Genomic DNA, 17,104 nt, shown 5'->3' with positions numbered 1-17,104 from the left:
CGGAGCCGGTCAGCCGTTGCGGTAGAGGGCGGTGAGCAGTTCGATCGCCGCCTGGGTGGCGGGGTGCGGGTCGTCCCGCCACCGGACGAGGCGTACGGCGATGGGTTCGGCATCACGGACCGGCCGGTAGACGATGCCGGGCCTGGGGTACTGGTGGGCGGTGGATTCCGCCGTCATGCCGATGCAGCGGCCGCTGGAGATCACGGTGAGCCAGTCGTCGACGTCGGACGTCTCCTCGGTCGCCGGGCGGGCGTCCGGCGGCCAGAGCTCGGTGGTCGTGGTGCCGGTCCGCCGGTCGATCAGCAGGGTGCGCCCGCTGAGGTCCGCGAGCCGGATCGAGCGACGTCCGGCCAGGGGGTCGTCGGCGGCAAGGGCACACAGGCGCCGCTCCAGCCCGACGATGGCGGAGTCGAACCGCCGGTTCTCCTCCAGCGGCCTGCGCACGACCGCGAGATCACAGGCGCCTTCCGCAAGTCCGGCGGTGGCGGAGTTGACGCGGACCAGGCGCAGATCCGTCTCGGGTTGTGCCTTGGCCCAGCGGCGCTGGAAGGTCGGCGTGTGGCGGCCGAGCGCCGACCAGGCGTAGCCGATCCGCAGGCGGGTGTGGCCCGAGGTGGCCTCCTGGACCAGATCGGCCACCTCGCCGAGCACCCGCCGGGCCTGTGCCACCGCACGCAGTCCCGCCGGGGTCGGCGCCACCTCGCGCGAGGTGCGGCGCAACAGCCGTACGCCCAGGGCGCGTTCGAGTGAGGCCAGGGTCCGGGACACGGCCGCCTGGGACACGCCGAGCGCGATGGCCGCGTCGGTGAAGCTGCCTTCGTCGACGATCGCGACGAGACAGCGCAGCTGCCGTAGCTCCACATCCATGATTCAAGCGTATAGATGCTTCACCTCACGCATTTTGCGCAAGCGCTCCCATGTCACACGATCGAGACATGCGAGCCGCACCCGCACCTGCCACCGCCCCCGTACGTCCCACAGCGTCCCCGCGCCTGACCTCGCCGGGTCTCCCGGGCCCACAGCCGGCCGGACGGTCGCGGCGCCTCGCCGGTGCGGCCGCGATGATCGGCAGCGGCCTGTCCACCCAGACCGGCGCGGCGATCGGCTCCCTCGCCTTCCCCGTGCTCGGTCCCGTCGGAGTCGTCGCGGTCCGCCAGTACGTCGCCGCGGTCGTCCTGCTGGCCGTGGGCCGGCCGCAGCTGCGGGCCTTCACCTGGTGGCAGTGGCGGCCGGTGCTGCTGCTGGCTCTGGTGTTCGGGACGATGAACCTGTCCCTGTACACCGCCATCGACCGCATCGGCCTGGGACTGGCGGTGACCTTGGAGTTCCTGGGACCGCTCGCCATCGCCCTCGCCGGCGCGCGCCGCCGCGTCGACATCTGCGCCACGGTCATCGCCGCCGCGGGCGTGGTGACGCTGATGCGTCCGCAGCCCTCGACCGACTACGCCGGCATGGCCCTGGGCCTGCTCGCCGCCGCCTGCTGGGCGTCGTACATCCTCCTCAACCGCACCGTCGGCCGGCGCGTCCCCGGCGCGCAGGGTTCGGCTGCCGCGTCGGGACTCTCCGCCCTGATGTTCCTGCCGGTCGGCATCGTCCTGGTCCTACGGCAGCCGCCGACCGCCGAGGCCGTCGGTTACGCCGTCGCCGCCGGGGTGCTCTCCTCGGCGGTGCCGTATCTCGCGGACATGTTCACCCTGCGTCGCGTACCCGCCCAGGCCTTCGGGCTTTTCATGAGCGTCAACCCCGTCCTCGCCGCCGTCGTCGGCTGGATCGGCCTCGGTCAGAACCTGGGCTGGACGGAGTGGGCGAGCATCGGGGCGATCGTCGCCGCGAACTCACTGAGCATCGTCACCCGGCGCGGCTGACCGGCGCGTGGCCCTCACCTGACGGCCGGCTCGTACGTCGCGAACCGCCCCCGCCGGCCGGCTTCCCACGGGCGTCGGAAGCGGCTCCGGGGGCTTGCTCCCTCTCCGGGCAGGCACAGCTGGATCTGGATGTTCCCGAGGTCGGCGTCCTTGTGGTGCGCCCCTCAGGCGTCCAGGTGCGGGTAGCGGTAGTCGGTCGCCGGGAGGTGGTTCTCCTTCGTCGTGCGGGGGCTGGCGAAGCGGATGAGGTTCCAGACGGTTCCGGCCTTGTCGTTGGTGCCGGAGGCGCGTGCGCCGCCGAAGGGCTGCTGGCCGACGACCGAGCCCGTGGGCTTGTCGTTGACGTAGAAGTTGCCGGCCGTGTAGCGCAGCGCCGCGTCGGCCTGTTCGACGGCGGCGCGGTCCTGGGCGAACACCGCGCCGGTCAGGCCGTAGGGGGTGGAGCTGTCGACGAGTTCCAGGACCTCGGTCCACTTGGCGTCGTCGTACACGAACGTCGTAAGGACGGGGGCGAAGAGTTCCTGGATGAGGAACGGCGAGTGGGGGTCGTCGACTTCGAGGATCGTGGGGTCGACGAACCAGCCGACGGAGTCGTCGGTGTTCCCTCCGACGACGACGAGCTTGTCCGCCCGCGCCTTCGCCAGGGCCTCGGCGTGCTTGGCGTGCTGGCGGGCGTTGATGACGGCGCCCACGTACGTCTCGGGCCGGGTCGGGTCGCCGACGGTCACCGATTCGGTGAGCGCGACGAGCCGCTCCTTCAGCGCCGGCCACAGGCTGCGCGGAACGTACAGGCGGGAGGCGGCCGAGCACTTCTGGCCCTGGAACTCGTACGCGCCGCGGACGCAGGCGACGGCGAGGGCCTCCACGTCGGCGCTGGGGTGGGCGAGGATGAAGTCCTTGCCGCCGGTCTCGCCCACCACACGCGGGTAGTTGCGGTAACCGGAGACGTTCTCGCCGACCGTGCGCCAGATGTTCTGGAACGTGGTCGTGGAGCCGGTGAAATGGACGGCGGCCAGGTCGGGGTGGGCCAGGGCGGGCGGGCCGAGGTCGGGCCCGGTGCCGTACACGAGGTTGATGACGCCGTCGGGCAGGCCGGCCTCGCGCAGCAGCTGCAGGGAGAGGTGGGCGACCAGGGAGGCACTCTCGGCGGGCTTCCAGACCACCGTGTTGCCCAGCAGGGCCGGACCGAAGGCCAGGTTGTTCATGCAGGTGAAGTTGAACGGGGTCACCGCGAACACGAAGCCTTCGAGCGGGCGGTACTCGACGCGGTTCCAGGCACCCGGGTTCGAGCCGGGCTGGACGTCGTACATGTCGAGCATGTTCTTGACGTTGGCGCGGATGAAATCGACCGTCTCGCAGGCGGCGTCGATGTCGGCCTGGTACGTCGTCTTGGACAGCTCCAGCATCGTGGCGGCGTTGAGCCGGTCGCGCCACGGACCGTGCTCGAGCATGTCCGCGGCCCGCAGAAACGGGGCGGCGCGCTCCTCCCACGGCAGGTTCCCCCACCAGGCCGAGGCGCGGGTGGCCGCCTCGATCGCGCTCGCCATCTCCGCCGGACCGGCGTGGTGCACCCGGCCGAAGGAGTACGCGTGTTCGTGCGGGGTCACGATCGGCGCCGTGCGACCGGTGCGAACCTCGCGGCCGTCGATCACGTTCGCGACGTCGAAGTCCGCGGAGCGGATCTTTTTCAGGGCGGCGGAGACGCGCTCGCGCTCCGGCGAGCCGGCGCCGAAGGCCAGCGGGTCGGTCGGGCCGATGGGAAACAGGGCCGTGCGGCCGGCCGGTGTCGCGGTCATCACTACCTCCGAGCGGTTCCGGATGCGGGCACGTCCTGTCTGCGGACATGCCCCGACGCTCGGAGAATCGCAGCGGAATCCCCTGCCTGTCAATGGCTAGGCCATTACGCCCGGAGGGGGCGGCGCGGCAGTGCCGACGGGTCGTCGACCCAGCGGCTCATGTGCTCACGCATGGCCTGCTGTGCCGCGGCGGGGTCGCCGTCCAGGACGGCGGAGGCGACGGCGATCGTGTCGTCGCGCAGGATCTGGACGGATGAGGGCTGCGGCTCGGTGCGCTCGAAGACGCGCAGTACGGCGTCGTGGATGCCCTGGGAAATGGCGACGCGGACGGAGTTGCCGGACGCCACGGCGAGCAGTTCGTGGACGGCGAAGTCGATCTGCTCGACTTCCTTCCAGTGCTTCGCGACGCGCGCGGCCGCCAGCAGTTCCGCGAGGTTCCCCCGCTGGTCGGCGGTGATGCGTCGGGCCGCGAGTTCCGCGTTGTCCTGCTCGAAGGTGAACCGGAACTCGGCGAGCTCGGCCTCCGTCGTGGCCTGCAGGGTCAGCAGCGACGAGAGCGCGAGGCCCATGACGTCCGGCCCCGGCTTGGCAACGAAGGCGCCACCGTGCGCCCCCAGCCGCACCTGCACGATGCCGGAGGCCTCCAGGACCCGGATCGCCTCCCGTACGGTCGCCCGGCTGACACCGAACACCTCGGCCAGCTCCCGTTCGCTGGGCAGCCGCCCACCGTCCGGGACGCGCCCGCTCAGCACAGCCTGTCGCAGCTGGGCCACGACGTCGTCCACCGAGCGGGTGCGGGCGAGCTCCTTGAACAGTTCCCGGGCGGGCGTCCTTGGTGTAGTCACACGGCCTTTCTAGCACCCTTCCCTTCCGCCGAACATTGGCCTTACCATTGCCGTGTGGGATCGGGAGACACCCTGCAGGCAGTAGTGGACTCGTTGGCCGAGCGCCTCGAGCTCTCCGTGCTGATCGAGGACGCGAGCTTCCACGCACTGAGCTGGAGTGTTCAGACCGAGGTCGACGACGTGCGCCTGCACAGCATCCTGCGGCGCGGTGTCACCGCGGCGACGCTCGACGCGGTCGACCGCCTCGGACTGGCTCATGCCACCGCCCCCGTCCGCACGCCCGCCGTCCCCGAGGCGGGCATGGAACAGCGCTGGTGCGTTCCCCTGCGCGTCGCCGAGCACCTGGTGGGCTACCTGTGGGTGCTGGATCCCCACGAACGCGCCGGACCGGACGCCCTGCCCGCCCTGGCTGCGGCGGCCGATCGCGCCATCAGCGTGATCGCCGCGGGGGCGGCACCCGAGGACGACGACAGACAACTCCGCGATCTCCTTGGACGCCTCGAACGGGGCCCCGACGAGGAAGCCGCACGCAGGCTCACGATCCTCGCCCGGCTGCCCGACGGCGCCCTGATCGTCGTCGACGAACATCCCCGGCGTGACGGATGGCCCCTGCCCGGAGGGCTCACCGCCTTCCCGGTCGGGCCGGGACATCCGGGAGCGACGAGCGGACCGCCCCTTCCGCTGGTGGAACTGCACGAGGCGGTCAGGCGTGCCCGGCTCACCCTCCAGGCGCTGCGCGCGGGCGCCCTCCTCACCCGACCGAGCTGGGACTGCCTGCACGGGTGGCGAATGGTCGTCGAAGCGCCGCCAGGACTGGACCCGGCCGAGATCCACCCCGGCGTGGACGAACTGCACCGGCAGAAGACCCCCGACCTGCTGATCACCGCCCGGACCTTCCTGGACCTCGGAGGGGATGTCCAGGCGACGGCGCACGCACTCCACTTGCACCGGACCACGCTCTACTACCGCCTGGACCGGATCAAGGCCCTGACCTCCGTAGACCTGCGCACGGGCCCCGACCGCCACGATCTCGACCTCGCCCTGCGCCTTGCCGCATTCCGCGCGGCGGCCGCGCAGTAGCGGCAGCTGCCAATGACGTGCAAGAGAGCCGCGGTGCGGGCGTAGGCGCCGTGACCGCCGGCCCCCGTCAAGGCGCACCGTCGACTTGCCGGGAGCCGGACAATGCGCCTTGACCTGCCGCGTGCCCCCCGCGCGTCGGCCGCCTGGTACTCGCGGTCGGCGTCAGCAACTACTGTGCAGAAGCACGACGACGGCTCCCTGCCCACCGGCGACTTCCTCCCAGGCCGGCAACCGCAAGAAACGCGGTTCGCACGGCGGCCGGCCGCCGAAGTTCGACCCACGGGACTACAAAGCTCGGCACGCAGTCGAGTGCCGCATCAATCGCCTCAAAAGGCACCGGGCCGCGGCCACGAGGAACGACAAGCTCGCGGTCCGCGACGAGGTGACCGTCCTCGTCGCGGCCATCAACGAGTGACTATGACTGACCACGTCACGACGGCGCTGCGTAACAGCGGATGGCAACCGTCCGGTGCAGACTCCACTGCTGCTCGACTGTGGCCATCAGCTCCCAGCCCAACCGCTCGTACAGGGCTGCCGCCGCGGTATCGGATGCGACGACGTCGAGCACCGGATGCAGGCCACGACGCCGCGCTTCCTCCACTGCTTGGCCGATCAGCAGCGCGCCGATCCGATGTCCCCTCGCCTGCGGGGCCACGAACAGTCTGCTGACCACGGCGGTCATACCCCGTGCCGCCCCGTTCCGCTCGCTCCACACCATCGGGGCCAGATCGCCTTCGCCGCCTTGCGACAAACCGACATGCCCGACCAGACCGCCTTCGAGTTCGGCAACCCAGGAGCCCAGCAGAGGACCTTGTGACAGCCACTCGCCGGGCTGGTCCGGCCAGTTCACCGGATAGCCGTCGCGCGCATGGACCTCCGCGAGGACCCGCACGCACTCGTCGACATCGCCATCGGCCCTCTGCCGGACCCAGCGGCTCGGCCTCTCGTCCGGCACCCCGGAGCCCTCGATATTCACTCCGGCATAGAAACACAGGCCGCAGAGTCACAGCCAGCCACTTTCGATACAGACCCTGACCCAGCCGGTCACCAGGGGCCGTGGTGGATCAGGCTCAGAGTCAGGGCGGCCGCCGCAGTGGCGAGGAACACGATCCCGCCGACGATGTTGCGGGAGCCCACCCGCAGGTGGGCGATGATCGCGCCGATGAAGTACAGCACGAGGCCGCCGGCGGCGAGGGTTCCCAGGAGCGGCACGGCGAGCCGGGCCAGCAGCCCCACGGTGCCCGCTGCCAGCAGCATGCCCAGCACCGGCACCCACCTACGAGGTATGCCCTTCATGTGTTCGACCTGATCGTGGGCATTGGCCGTGCCGTCATCACGAGGCGGCTCAGCCCACCGTGCGCGTCGGATGCCAGAGCGTGTGGAAGAGGTCTCGCAGGGTGATGCCCGCCGTCCTCCGCCGTGGCTCCACATGCGCCGAGGAGGGGATTGAGGTACTCCTCGAAGGAGAGAAGTACCGCGGTCGGCATGCCTGCGACGTCCGGAGCATGCACGCCATCGGAGTCGTTCACCGTCATCCACCGTCGTATCCAGCTTCGTACGAGACGGAGGCCGCCGCCATGCAACCAGTCGTCACTGTGGGCCTCGACGGTTCACCCGGAAGCCTGACGGCTGCCCGGTGGGCCGCCGACGAGGCCGAGAAGCGCAGGCTCACGCTGCGCCTGCTGCACGCGTGGCCCATGCTCGCGCCGGAACCGGCCGGCGTTCCCTCGGAAGTCGATCAGAACTACTGGGCCAAGCGTCTCGTCCACACCGCGCAAGCCGAGTTGCAGGCCCGCCATCCGGGCCTGACCGTCGTCGGGAACCTGGTCGCCGAAGACGCCCAGGAGGCGCTGCTCCATGCGGCCTCCGATTCCGAGATGCTCGTGCTCGGTTCACATGGGCTGGGGTCCATCGCGAGCTACTTCATGGGCGACGTCAGCATGCCGATCGTGGCACGGGCCGAGCGGCCGGTGGTAGTGGTTCGCGCCGAGACCCATGACGAGGGAACTGCCTCCGCGCCCGCCGGTCGCGTGGTGGTGGCGTTGAAACTGCGCGAATCCTGCGACGAGGTAATCGACTTCGCGTTCCACAGTGCCGCCGCCAGGAGTGTTCCCCTCCTGGCCGTCCACGGCCGAAGTGTGCCGCTCCACGCGCGCACGCCCTGGGGAGTGGACCACCACGTCAGCGAAGAAATGACGAAGGACGCGCGTGAGGAGCTGGACAAGGTCCTCCGCCCCTGGCAACAGAAGTACCCGCAGGTGGACGTGGCCGACGACATCCGTCTCGCGAGCCCCGCCAAGGCCGTCCTGCATGCCTCTGAAGGCGCCGCGCTCCTGGTCGTCGGCCGTCGCGCTCACCGGCACGGTGTGGCACCCCACCTGAGTCCCGTCGCCCACGCCGCCCTCCATCACGGACGCTGCCCTGTCGCCGTCGTCCCCCATGAGTGAGTCCGACCACCCCGGCGGGCAGGCTCCGCACGCGTAGGTGTGCGAGACCCATACCGCGCGCTTGACGCCTGGCTTGCGTGCCGCGCAGTGCTCAGAGGCCGCACGTTGTGGCTTCGTCGCCGTCCAGCCGGCCTTCGGCCGACGCACGATTCTGTGCGTCTGCCGAAGGCCGGCCGTCTGTGTCGTCCTGCTCAAAGCGTGGTGAGCCTGCGCCTCGAAGTCCGGTCGGGCTCGGCTGCCTGCGGCAGTCGGTAGGGGGTGTGGGTCGGCGATCAGGGGTCGGGCCTGGCAAGTGTGGGGTTGGGGTCGCGTATTCGGCTCACTAGGTTCAGCGGCAGCCCTGTTGCGATTGTCCCCCTCCCCCCGTGGTCCGTCTCAGGGGAACGGGCATCCGGTCGAGGAGCCCTGCCTCGGTCTGCCACTGCGACGAGCGGAGTTCGTCATGACGTCCCCTCCCGACCGGCTCGTCGACGCGCTTCGGGCGTCGCTGACGCAGAACGAACGGCTGCGCGCGCAGAACGAGGAACTGGTCGGCGCCGCCCGGGAGCCGATCGCGATCGTCGCGATGGGCTGCCGTTACCCCGGGTCCGTGTCCTCGGCCGAGGATCTGTGGCGGCTGGTCGCCGACGGCGCCGACGCCATCGGCGATCTGCCCGACGATCGGGGCTGGAAGCAGCAGGTACTCGACCTCGCGGCCGCCGGCGACGGCATCGGGCCCGTCCCGCAGGGCGGCTTCGTCGACCGGGTCGACCGCTTCGACGCCTCCGTCTTCGGCATCGCGCCCCGCGAGGCGCTGGCAATGGATCCGCAGCAGCGGCTGCTGCTGGAGACGTCCTGGGAGGTTTTCGAGCGGGTCGGGATCGTGCCGTCCTCGCTGAAGCACAGCCGGACCGGCGTCTTCATCGGCGCCACGGCCACCGGCTACGGCACCGGAGTCACGACGCTGCCCGACGGCGTGGCCACGTACATGGCCAGCGGCACCTCCAGCAGCGTCATCTCCGGGCGGCTCTCCTACGTCTACGGGCTGGAGGGCCCGGCGGTGACGGTGGACACCGCCTGCTCCTCCTCCCTGGTCGCGCTGCACCTGGCGGTGCAGGCGCTGCGCAACGGCGAATGCTCGCTGGCCCTGGCCGGCGGGGTGACCGTGATGTCCAACGCCAGCATCTTCCACGGGTTCAGCAGCCAGGGGATGATGGCCCCGGACAACCGCTGCAAACCGTTCGCCGCCGCGGCCGACGGGACCTCCTGGGCCGAGGGCGTGGGCCTGCTGCTGGTCGAGCGGCTGTCGGACGCCCGCCGCAACGGCCGGCGCGTGCTAGCCGTGCTGCGCGGTTCGGCCGTCAACCAGGACGGCGCGTCGAACGGGCTGACCGCGCCCAACGGCCCCTCCCAGCAGCGGGTCATCCGCGCCGCCCTCGCCAACGCCGGGCTCTCCCCCGACCAGGTGGACCTGGTCGAGGCGCACGGTACCGGGACCACGCTCGGCGACCCCATCGAGGCGCAGGCCCTGCTCGCCACGTACGGGCAGCGACGCGAGCCCGGACAACCGCTGTGGCTCGGGTCGATCAAGTCCAACATCGGGCATTCCCAGGCCGCTTCGGGTGTCGCCGGAGTCATCAAGACCGTGATGGCGCTGCGCAACGGGCAGGTGCCGCGCACGCTGCACGTCGACGCCCCGTCACCGCACATCGACTGGTCCGCCGGGGAGGTGCGCCTCGCCGTCGAGTCGCGTGAGTGGCCGCGGACCGGGCGGCCGCGCCGCGCCGCGGTCTCCTCGTTCGGTCTCAGCGGCACCAACGCGCACGTCGTCCTCGAACAGGCCGCGCCCGAGGACGCATCCCCGGCAGTCGAGTCCCGCGAGCCGCGGACGGACGATCCGCTGAGCCACGGGCCCGTGCCGTGGCTGCTGTCGGCGGCGACGCCGGAGGCGCTGCGGGCCCGCGCCCGGCAGTTGGCGCGGTGGTGTGTGCGCGAGCCGCGGGCGGACCCCGCCGCCGTGGGCGCGGCTCTGGCCACCGGGCGGACCGCCTTCGAGCACCGGGCGGTCGTCCTCGTCGACGACCTCGACAGCGCCCAGGAGCCGTTGCGCGCGCTCGAACTGGGCACTGGGTCGGCGCAGTTGGTCGAGGGGCTGGCCGCCGTGCGCGGCAAGGCCGTCTTCGTCTTTCCCGGGCAGGGCTCCCAGTGGACCGGGATGGCGACCCGACTGCGCGACGAGTGCCCGGCGTTCGCCGCCCACCTCAGGGCGTGCGAGGAGGCCCTCGCGCCGTGGACCGACCTGCGGCTGAGCGAGGTGCTGGACGACGAGGCCGCGCTGGCGCGGGTCGACGTCGTGCAGCCCGCCCTGTGGGCGGTCCTGGTGTCCCTGGCCCGGCTGTGGCAGGACCACGGCGTTCGGCCGGCCGCCGTCCTGGGCCATTCGCAGGGGGAGATCGCCGCGGCCTGTGCGGCGGGGGCGCTCTCGCTGGCGGACGGCGCGAAGGTCGTCGCGCTGCGCAGCCGGGCCATCGCCGCGGAGCTGGCCGGGCGCGGCGGGATGGCCTCGGTGGCGCTGCCGGCCGACGCGGTCCTGGCGCGCTTCGACCAGGGCGGGCTTCGGCTCTCGGTCGCCGCGCACAACGGCCCCCGCTCCACGGTCGTCTCCGGCGCGGCGGGCCCGCTGGACGAGTTCGTGCGGGCCTGCGAGGCCGACGGGGTGCGGGTGCGCCGTATCCCCGTCGACTACGCCTCGCACTCCGAGCAGGTCGAGTCGCTGCGCGAGCGGCTGGCGGCGGACCTCGCCGACATCGAGCCCCGCACATGCGAGGTGCCGTTCTGGTCGACGGTCACCGGTGACTGGATCGACACCGCGGAGCTGGACGCCGGGTACTGGTACCGCAATCTTCGCCGGCCCGTGCTGCTGGAGCAGGGGGTGCGCGCCCTGCTCGCCTCCGGGCACGGCGTCTTCGTCGAGACCAGCCCGCATCCGGTGCTCACTGCGGCCGTCGAGGAGTGCGCGGAGTCCGTGGAGGCGGACGCCTGCGTCGTCGGCACACTTCGGCGGGACGACGGCTCGCTGGCCGGCATGCGCGGCTCGCTGGCCCAGGCGGCGGTGCGCGGTACCAGGATCGACCTGGCTCCGCTGTTCGCGGCGGCCGGAGCCAGAGCCGGGATCGATGCCGCGGACGTGGACGTGGAGCTGCCCACCTACCCGTTCCAGGGCGTCCGCTACTGGCTGTCGTCCGGCGCGGCGGTCGCCGAACCCTCCGCGCTCGGCGTGGACGCCGCCGACCACCCGGTGCTCGGCGCCGCGGTGGAGCTGGCCGACCGTGACGCGGTCGTTCTCACCGGAGTCCTCGACCTCTCCGGACCGGCACTGCGCCACGACGTCCGGGGTCTGCCCGTGGTGGGCGCCGCCGCTGTGGCGGAGCTGGCGGTGCGGGCCGCCGACGAGGTCGGCGCCGCCGTGGCGGGGCTGGTCCTGGAGCGGCCGCTGGTGCTGAGCAAGGCCGGCACCGGACGCGTGCAAGTGACCGCCGACGGGGCAGGCGGCGGTGACCGCACCCTCACCGTGCATGTGCGTCACCCCGCCGTGGCGGGCGGCCGATGGGTCCGGCACGCCACGGCCGCGCTCACCGCCCCGCCGCCTCCGCCGGCTCCGGACGGCGACAGTTGGCCGCCCCGGGACGCCGTCCCGCTCCCGGTAACGGTCCCGATCCCGGTAGCAGTCCCGGTCTCGGGGGAGGACGCCACGTCCGACGCGGCGGTGATCCGCGGGATGTGGCGGCGCGGCGACGAGGTGTTCGCCGACGTGGTCCTCGACGACGCGGCACGCGAGGTGCGGGGCTACCGCATCCACCCCGCATTGCTCGACGCGGCGCTGCGGGCCTGGCACCTCGCCCGGCCCGCGCAGCTGGACGACGGCGACGGCCGCCCCTGGCTGCCGACCTCGCTGGGCCGCGTCGTCGTTCACGCCGCCGGTGCCGACGCCGCGCGCGTCAGGCTGCGTCCGGGCGTCGACGGCACGGTCGTCGTGACGCTCGCCGACGCCGCCGGGCAGCCGTTGGCCGAGCTCGGACCGGTGGCGTTCGGGCCGGTGAAGGTGGCGGACCCGCAGGCCCCGGAGGGGTTGCCGCGCGATGCGTTCTTCGCCGTCGACTGGGCGCCGGTGGACCGGTCGGCAGCGGGACCGGCGGGGCGATGGGCGCTGCTCGGCGACGACCCGGGGCACGGCGCTCTGGCCGCCTCGCTGCGCGAGGCCGGCGCCGAGGTCGCCGTTCACCGCGACCTGTCCGCGCTGATCGCGGCCGTGGCCGCGGGCGCCGGCGCGCCGGACGTCGTGGTCGTCCCGGCCGCCGCCGCGGGTCTCGGACCCGAGGCCGCCGCGGTCGCAGCGCTGGACCTCCTGCAGGCGTTTCTGGCGGCGGAGCGGCTCGGGGACGGTCGGCTGGTGCTGCTGACCCGTGACGCGGTCGCCGTGGGCGACGGTGCGGCGCCCGATCCGGAGGCCGCGCCGCTGTGGGGGCTCGTGGGTTCGGCCGACGCCGAACACCCGGGGCGGGTCCTGCTGTTGGACGCCGACGCTCCGGTCTCGGCCGACGCCCTGCGCGAGGCTCTGGCGGCGGGCGAACCCCGGCTGGCCCTGCGCGCGGGCACGGTGCGCGCGCCCCGGCTCAGCCGTGCCTCCACCGCCGCCGCCCCCGACCACACCCCGCTCGACCCGGCCGGCACGGTGTTGATCACCGGCGGCACCGGCACCCTCGGCGCGCTCGTGGCCCGCCATGTGGTGCGCGGGCACGGGGTGCGCCGGGTGCTGCTGCTCAGCCGTCGGGGCCCGGACGCTCCCGGGGCCCGGGAACTCGTCGACGAGCTGGGCGAGCTGGGCGCCCAGGCCACCGTCGTCGCGTGCGACGCCGCCGACCGGGACGCGCTCGCCGCCGTCCTGAACGCGGTGCCCGCGGCGCACCCCCTGACCGCCGTCGTCCATGCTGCGGGCGCGCTCGACGACGCCGTCCTGGACGCGCTGACCCCGGAGCGGATGGCGCGGGTCTTCCGCCCCAAGGTGGACGCCGCTCTCCATCTCGACGAGCTGACGCGCGAGCTGCCGCTGACCGCGTTCGTGCTGTTCTCCTCGGCCGCGGGCGTGCTCGGCACCGCCGGCCAGGCCAACTACGCGGCCGCCAACACCTTCCTGGACGCCCTGGCCGCTCGCCGCCGCGCGGCCGGCCTGCCCGCCACCTCGGTGGCCTGGGGCCTGTGGGAGGAGCTGAGCGAGCTGACCCGGGGAGTGCAGGGCGCCGGCCGGGAGCGGATGACCGGCGCCGGCTTCGGCAGCCTGTCCAGCGCGGACGGCCTGGCCGTGCTCGACGTCGCGGTGCGCACCGGCGGCGCGCTGTTCGTGGCGCTGCCGACGGACCTCGGCGCGCTCACCCGGCAGCTCGCCGGGCATCCGGCGCCGCCGCTGTACCGCGGTCTGATCCGGACTCCCCTGCGTCGTGCCACCGGGGCCCGCGCGGACGGCAGCCCCGAGCTGGCCGCCCGGCTGACCGGTGAACCCCCCGCCGAACGCACCCGTATCCTGCTCGACCTCGTGCGCGAACAGGCCGCGGCCGTGCTCGGCCACCCCGGCGGCGACGCGGTCGCGCCCCGGCGGCTCTTCCGCGATCTGGGTTTCGACTCGCTCAGTTCGGTCGATCTGCGCAACCGGCTGGCCGCCGCCACCGGGCTGCGGCTGCCGGTCGGCCTGGTCTACGACCACGCCACCCCCGACGCCCTCGCCCGGCATCTGCGCGCCCGGCTCACCGGGGACGAGGAGGAGCCCGTCGCCCCGGTCGCCGCACCCCCTGCCGGGTCCGACGAGAGCGATCCCGTGGTCGTCGTCGGGATGAGCTGTCGGCTGCCCGGTGGCATCGAATCGCCGGACGAGCTGTGGGAGTTGCTGGTGTCCGGCGGCGACGCGATCGGACCCGTCCCGGACGACCGGGGCTGGGACCTGGACCGGTTCGCCACCTGGAACGGCGCCCTGCGCGGCGTCGGCCTGCTGTCCGAGGGCGGTTTCATCGCCGGCGCCTCGGGGTTCGACCCGGCGTTCTTCGACATGAGCCCGGAGGAAGCGCTGGTGATCGACCCCCAGCAGCGGCTGTTGCTGGAGCTGGCCTGGGAGGCGTGGGAGCGCACGGGTGAGGATCCGCGCCGGCTGCGCGGGTCGCGTACGGGTGTCTACCTGGGCACCTTCTTCCAGAACTATGTCTCCGACCTGCGGCAGGTGCCCGAGGCGAGTCTGCCCTACGTGTCCTCCGGCAGCGGCTCCCCCTTCGCCTGCGCCCGGGTGGCCTACACCTTCGGTCTGGAGGGGCCGACCCTCACCGTCGACACCGGCTGTTCGTCCTCCGGCGTCGCGCTCCATCTGGCCCGCGAGGCGCTGCTGCGCGGGGAATGCTCCTCCGCGCTGGTCGGCGGTGTGACGGTGATGGCGTTCCCGGTCGCCTTCGACAACCTCGGCGGCATCGCCCCGGACGGTCGCTGCAAGTCCTTCTCCGCCGCCGCCGACGGCACCGGCTGGGGCGAGGGCGCCGGGATGCTGGTCGTCGAACGCCTCTCCGAAGCCCGTCGGCGCGGTCACGAGGTGCTCGCGGTGATCCGCGGGTCGGCGCTGAACCACAACGGTGCGAGCAACGGGCTGACCGCGCCGCACGGCCCGTCGCAGAGCCAGGTGATGCGGCTCGCGCTCGCCGACGCCGGCCTGGGTCCGGCGGACGTCGACGTCGTCGAGGGGCACGGCACCGGCACCCCGCTCGGGGACGCCGTGGAGGCCGAGGCCGTCATCGACGCCTACGGCCGGCACAGGAGCGCCGACCGTCCGCTGTGGCTCGGCAGCGTCAAGGCCAACATCGGCCACCCCCATGCCGCTTCGGGGGTCGTCGGCGTCATCAAGACGATCCTGTCCCTGCGGCACGGCACCGTGCCACAGGCGCTGCACACCGCCGAGCCGCTGGCCGAGGTCGACTGGGAAGGCGGCGGCGTCGCACTGGCCCGGCAGACCGTGGCCTGGCCCGAGACCGGGCGACCACGGCGCGCCGGGGTGTCGTCGTTCGGCGGCAACGGCACCAAAGTGCACCTCATTCTCGAACAGGCGCCCGACGAGCCGTCCGTGGAGGTCTCCCCCGACGCCGCCGGGTCGGCTCCGCCGCTCTGTCTGCTGTCGGCCCGCACCGGGCCCGCCCTGGCCGCGCAGGCGCGACGCCTGCACGCGCGGCTGTCCGGCGACGACACCGTCACCCCGGCGGAAGTCGCCTGGTCGCTGGCCACCACCCGCACCCCGTTCGAGGAGCGCGCCGTCATCCTGGCGCGGGACCGGACGGAACTCCTCGACGCCCTGGCCGCGCTGGCCGCCGACGCCCGCCATCCCGGCCTGGTCACCGGCCGGTCCGCCGACGAGGGCGCGCGTCTGGCGCTGCTGCTGCCCGACGCCGAGGAGCGACTGCCCGCCGCCGAAGCCGAGCTGTACGCCGCCCTCCCCGCCTACGCCCGCGCCTGGGACGAGGCCGCCCACGCCCTCGCTCCCCACCTGGACGGGCCGCTGCCGACGCCGGGCGCGCAGGACGGCGTACCGCATGCGCACGCCGACGCGGCCGCGTTCGCGGGCCAGGTCGCCGCCGGCCGGCTGCTGGAGAGCCGGGGCGTGCGCCCGGACGTCGTCGTCGGCCGCGGCATCGGGCAGATCGCCGCCGCCCACCTCAGCGGCAGCCTGACGCTCGGTCAGGCCGCCTGCGTGGCCGCCGGACGGACGGACGTCCTGGACGACCGCACGGCGGCGCCCGCGCAGACGGCCGCGCTGGTGGCCGGAAGCGGCGCGAAGATCGACGTCGAAGCCCTGCTCGCCGGCGTCACGCCGGCCACCGGCACGGCCGACGCGGCCGAGGCAGCGGACGCCGACCTCGTCCTGCACCTCGGCGCCTCCCGCGAGGACCGTCCGGACTCCGGCGCAGGCGTCACCGTCCACCTGTACCGGGAAGGCGTGCCCAGGCCCCGGGCGTTCGCGCTCGCGCTGGCCCGACTGTGCGCGGCCGGCGCGGACCTGGATCCCGCCGTGCTGTTCGAGAGCGCCCCCGCCCGGCGGATCGACCTGCCGACGTACCCGTTCCGGCGCGAGCCGTACTGGCTCGGCGCGTTCCGGCCGAGCGCCACCGACGAAGGGAACACCATGACCGACGAGCCCACCCGCAAGAAGATCATCACGGAGTACTACCGCCGGCTCAACGCGGGCGACGTCGACGGCGTGGTCGCCATGTTCGCCCCGGACGGCTTCATCGAGGATCCGATGGGCCTCTCCGTCTCACGCGGCCCCGAGGCGCTGCGTCACTTCTACGACGTCACCATGAACCAGGCCGACATCAAGGACACCGTCAAGTCGATCGTCTGCGCCCAGGACGACCGGCACGCCGCCGCCTCGCTCACCGCCGACGTCGTCAACATCACGGATCCCGACCGGGGGCGGATCACCGTCGAGGCGGTGATGACGTTCCGGATCGGCGACGAGGGGCTCATCGAAGAGGTCAGGAGCTTCTGGGGCGCCACCGACGTGAGCATGTGACGACGAGGATCCCGGGAGACCGCCGTGCCCGACGAGAAGCTGTGCAAGCACCTGGTGGTGGAACACTGCCGCCGGGTCAACGCCGGCGATCTGGAGGGGCTGCTCGCCCTCTACTCGCCCCAGGTGACGTTCGAGGACCCGGTCGGCACCGGGTCGCAGACCGGGATCGAGGCGCTGCGCGCCCACGCGGGCGCGGCCATCGAGTGCCGGGCCTTCGAGGACTTCGGCGTGCCGGTCGCGGCGCAGGACGGTGCGAGCGCCGCCGTGCCGGTCGTCACCACCATGAACTACCTGCCCTGGGGGCCGAATCTGGTGCGCCTGGGGTTCATTCCCGCGCCGCCCGCGGACAGCGGCCCCGGCACCCGCATCCGGTTCGACTACGTGATGGCCGTCAAGGTCTCGGCGGCCGGGCTGATCACCGGGATGCAGGGCTACTGGGGCCGCTCCGACGTGGTGTTCCTGGGCCCCGGATGACGCGGGACCCGCACGGCCTCGATCG

General features: G+C 73.1%; 9 protein-coding genes and 2 pseudogenes. 6 read left to right on the top strand and 5 right to left on the bottom strand.

Annotation, left to right across the window (positions count from 1 at the left end; all coding sequences use genetic code 11):
* Positions 1–9: 9 nt before the first annotated feature.
* Positions 10–867, bottom strand: a complete 858-nt coding sequence (locus ABZ725_RS28260; RefSeq protein WP_358805350.1) for a LysR family transcriptional regulator — start codon at positions 865–867, stop codon at positions 10–12.
* A gap of 68 nt (positions 868–935) precedes the next feature.
* Between ABZ725_RS28260 and ABZ725_RS28255 the strand changes: the two genes are divergently transcribed.
* Positions 936–1,865: an EamA family transporter gene (locus ABZ725_RS28255; protein ID WP_358805349.1), complete on the top strand. Its 930-nt coding sequence runs from the start codon at positions 936–938 to the stop codon at positions 1,863–1,865.
* Between the two features lie 164 nt (positions 1,866–2,029).
* On the opposite strand, the gene pruA is transcribed toward ABZ725_RS28255, so the two are convergent.
* Together pruA and ABZ725_RS28245 are read right to left on the bottom strand one after the other, a co-directional pair.
* Positions 2,030–3,661: an L-glutamate gamma-semialdehyde dehydrogenase gene (gene pruA / locus ABZ725_RS28250; protein ID WP_358805348.1), complete on the bottom strand. Its 1,632-nt coding sequence runs from the start codon at positions 3,659–3,661 to the stop codon at positions 2,030–2,032.
* A 104-nt stretch (positions 3,662–3,765) separates the two neighbouring features.
* Positions 3,766–4,506: a GntR family transcriptional regulator gene (locus ABZ725_RS28245; protein WP_358805347.1), complete on the bottom strand. Its 741-nt coding sequence runs from the start codon at positions 4,504–4,506 to the stop codon at positions 3,766–3,768.
* Positions 4,507–4,560: 54 nt separating this feature from the next.
* On the opposite strand from ABZ725_RS28245, the gene ABZ725_RS28240 reads away from it, so the two are divergent.
* Positions 4,561–5,586: a helix-turn-helix domain-containing protein gene (locus ABZ725_RS28240; protein WP_358805346.1), complete on the top strand. Its 1,026-nt coding sequence runs from the start codon at positions 4,561–4,563 to the stop codon at positions 5,584–5,586.
* Between the two features lie 232 nt (positions 5,587–5,818).
* A pseudogene (locus tag ABZ725_RS28235) lies at positions 5,819–6,001 on the top strand (IS5/IS1182 family transposase); the annotation flags it as partial.
* Positions 6,002–6,016: 15 nt separating this feature from the next.
* Here ABZ725_RS28235 and ABZ725_RS28230 read toward each other — a convergent pair.
* On the bottom strand, positions 6,017–6,478 hold the full coding sequence (locus tag ABZ725_RS28230; protein WP_358805629.1) for a GNAT family N-acetyltransferase: 462 nt from the start codon (positions 6,476–6,478) through the stop codon (positions 6,017–6,019).
* 152 nt (positions 6,479–6,630) lie between these two features.
* Positions 6,631–6,882 (bottom strand): annotated as a pseudogene (locus tag ABZ725_RS28225) (DoxX family protein); the annotation flags it as partial.
* Between the two features lie 281 nt (positions 6,883–7,163).
* Between ABZ725_RS28225 and ABZ725_RS28220 the strand changes: the two are divergent.
* The 3 genes from ABZ725_RS28220 to ABZ725_RS28210 all read left to right on the top strand — a co-directional run bounded on the left by ABZ725_RS28220 (position 7,164) and on the right by ABZ725_RS28210 (position 17,079).
* Positions 7,164–8,033, top strand: coding sequence for a universal stress protein (locus ABZ725_RS28220; RefSeq protein WP_358805628.1), 870 nt, complete (start codon positions 7,164–7,166; stop codon positions 8,031–8,033).
* 442 nt (positions 8,034–8,475) lie between these two features.
* Positions 8,476–16,605, top strand: a complete 8,130-nt coding sequence (locus tag ABZ725_RS28215; RefSeq protein ID WP_358805345.1) for an SDR family NAD(P)-dependent oxidoreductase — start codon at positions 8,476–8,478, stop codon at positions 16,603–16,605.
* A 24-nt stretch (positions 16,606–16,629) separates the two neighbouring features.
* The gene (locus tag ABZ725_RS28210) at positions 16,630–17,079 is read left to right on the top strand and encodes a nuclear transport factor 2 family protein (RefSeq protein ID WP_358805344.1); all 450 of its coding nucleotides are present in this window, start codon (positions 16,630–16,632) and stop codon (positions 17,077–17,079) included.
* The last annotated feature ends 25 nt before the right edge of the window (positions 17,080–17,104 follow it).

Source organism: Streptomyces sp. NPDC006872 (assembly GCF_040635845.1).
GTDB lineage: Bacteria > Actinomycetota > Actinomycetes > Streptomycetales > Streptomycetaceae > Streptomyces.
The sequence above is the reverse complement of the archived record's forward strand: the minus strand, read 5'-3'. Positions and strand labels throughout refer to the sequence as shown.

What these genes read in the sequence shown, in the direction of transcription:
- ABZ725_RS28260 (WP_358805350.1), bottom strand. Translation starts at nt 867, where the DNA reads ATGGATGTGGAGCTACGGCAGCTGCGCTGTCTCGTCGCGATCGTCGAC.
- ABZ725_RS28255 (WP_358805349.1), top strand. Translation starts at nt 936, where the DNA reads ATGCGAGCCGCACCCGCACCTGCCACCGCCCCCGTACGTCCCACAGCG.
- pruA (WP_358805348.1), bottom strand. Translation starts at nt 3,661, where the DNA reads ATGACCGCGACACCGGCCGGCCGCACGGCCCTGTTTCCCATCGGCCCG.
- ABZ725_RS28220 (WP_358805628.1), top strand. Translation starts at nt 7,164, where the DNA reads ATGCAACCAGTCGTCACTGTGGGCCTCGACGGTTCACCCGGAAGCCTG.
- ABZ725_RS28215 (WP_358805345.1), top strand. Translation starts at nt 8,476, where the DNA reads ATGACGTCCCCTCCCGACCGGCTCGTCGACGCGCTTCGGGCGTCGCTG.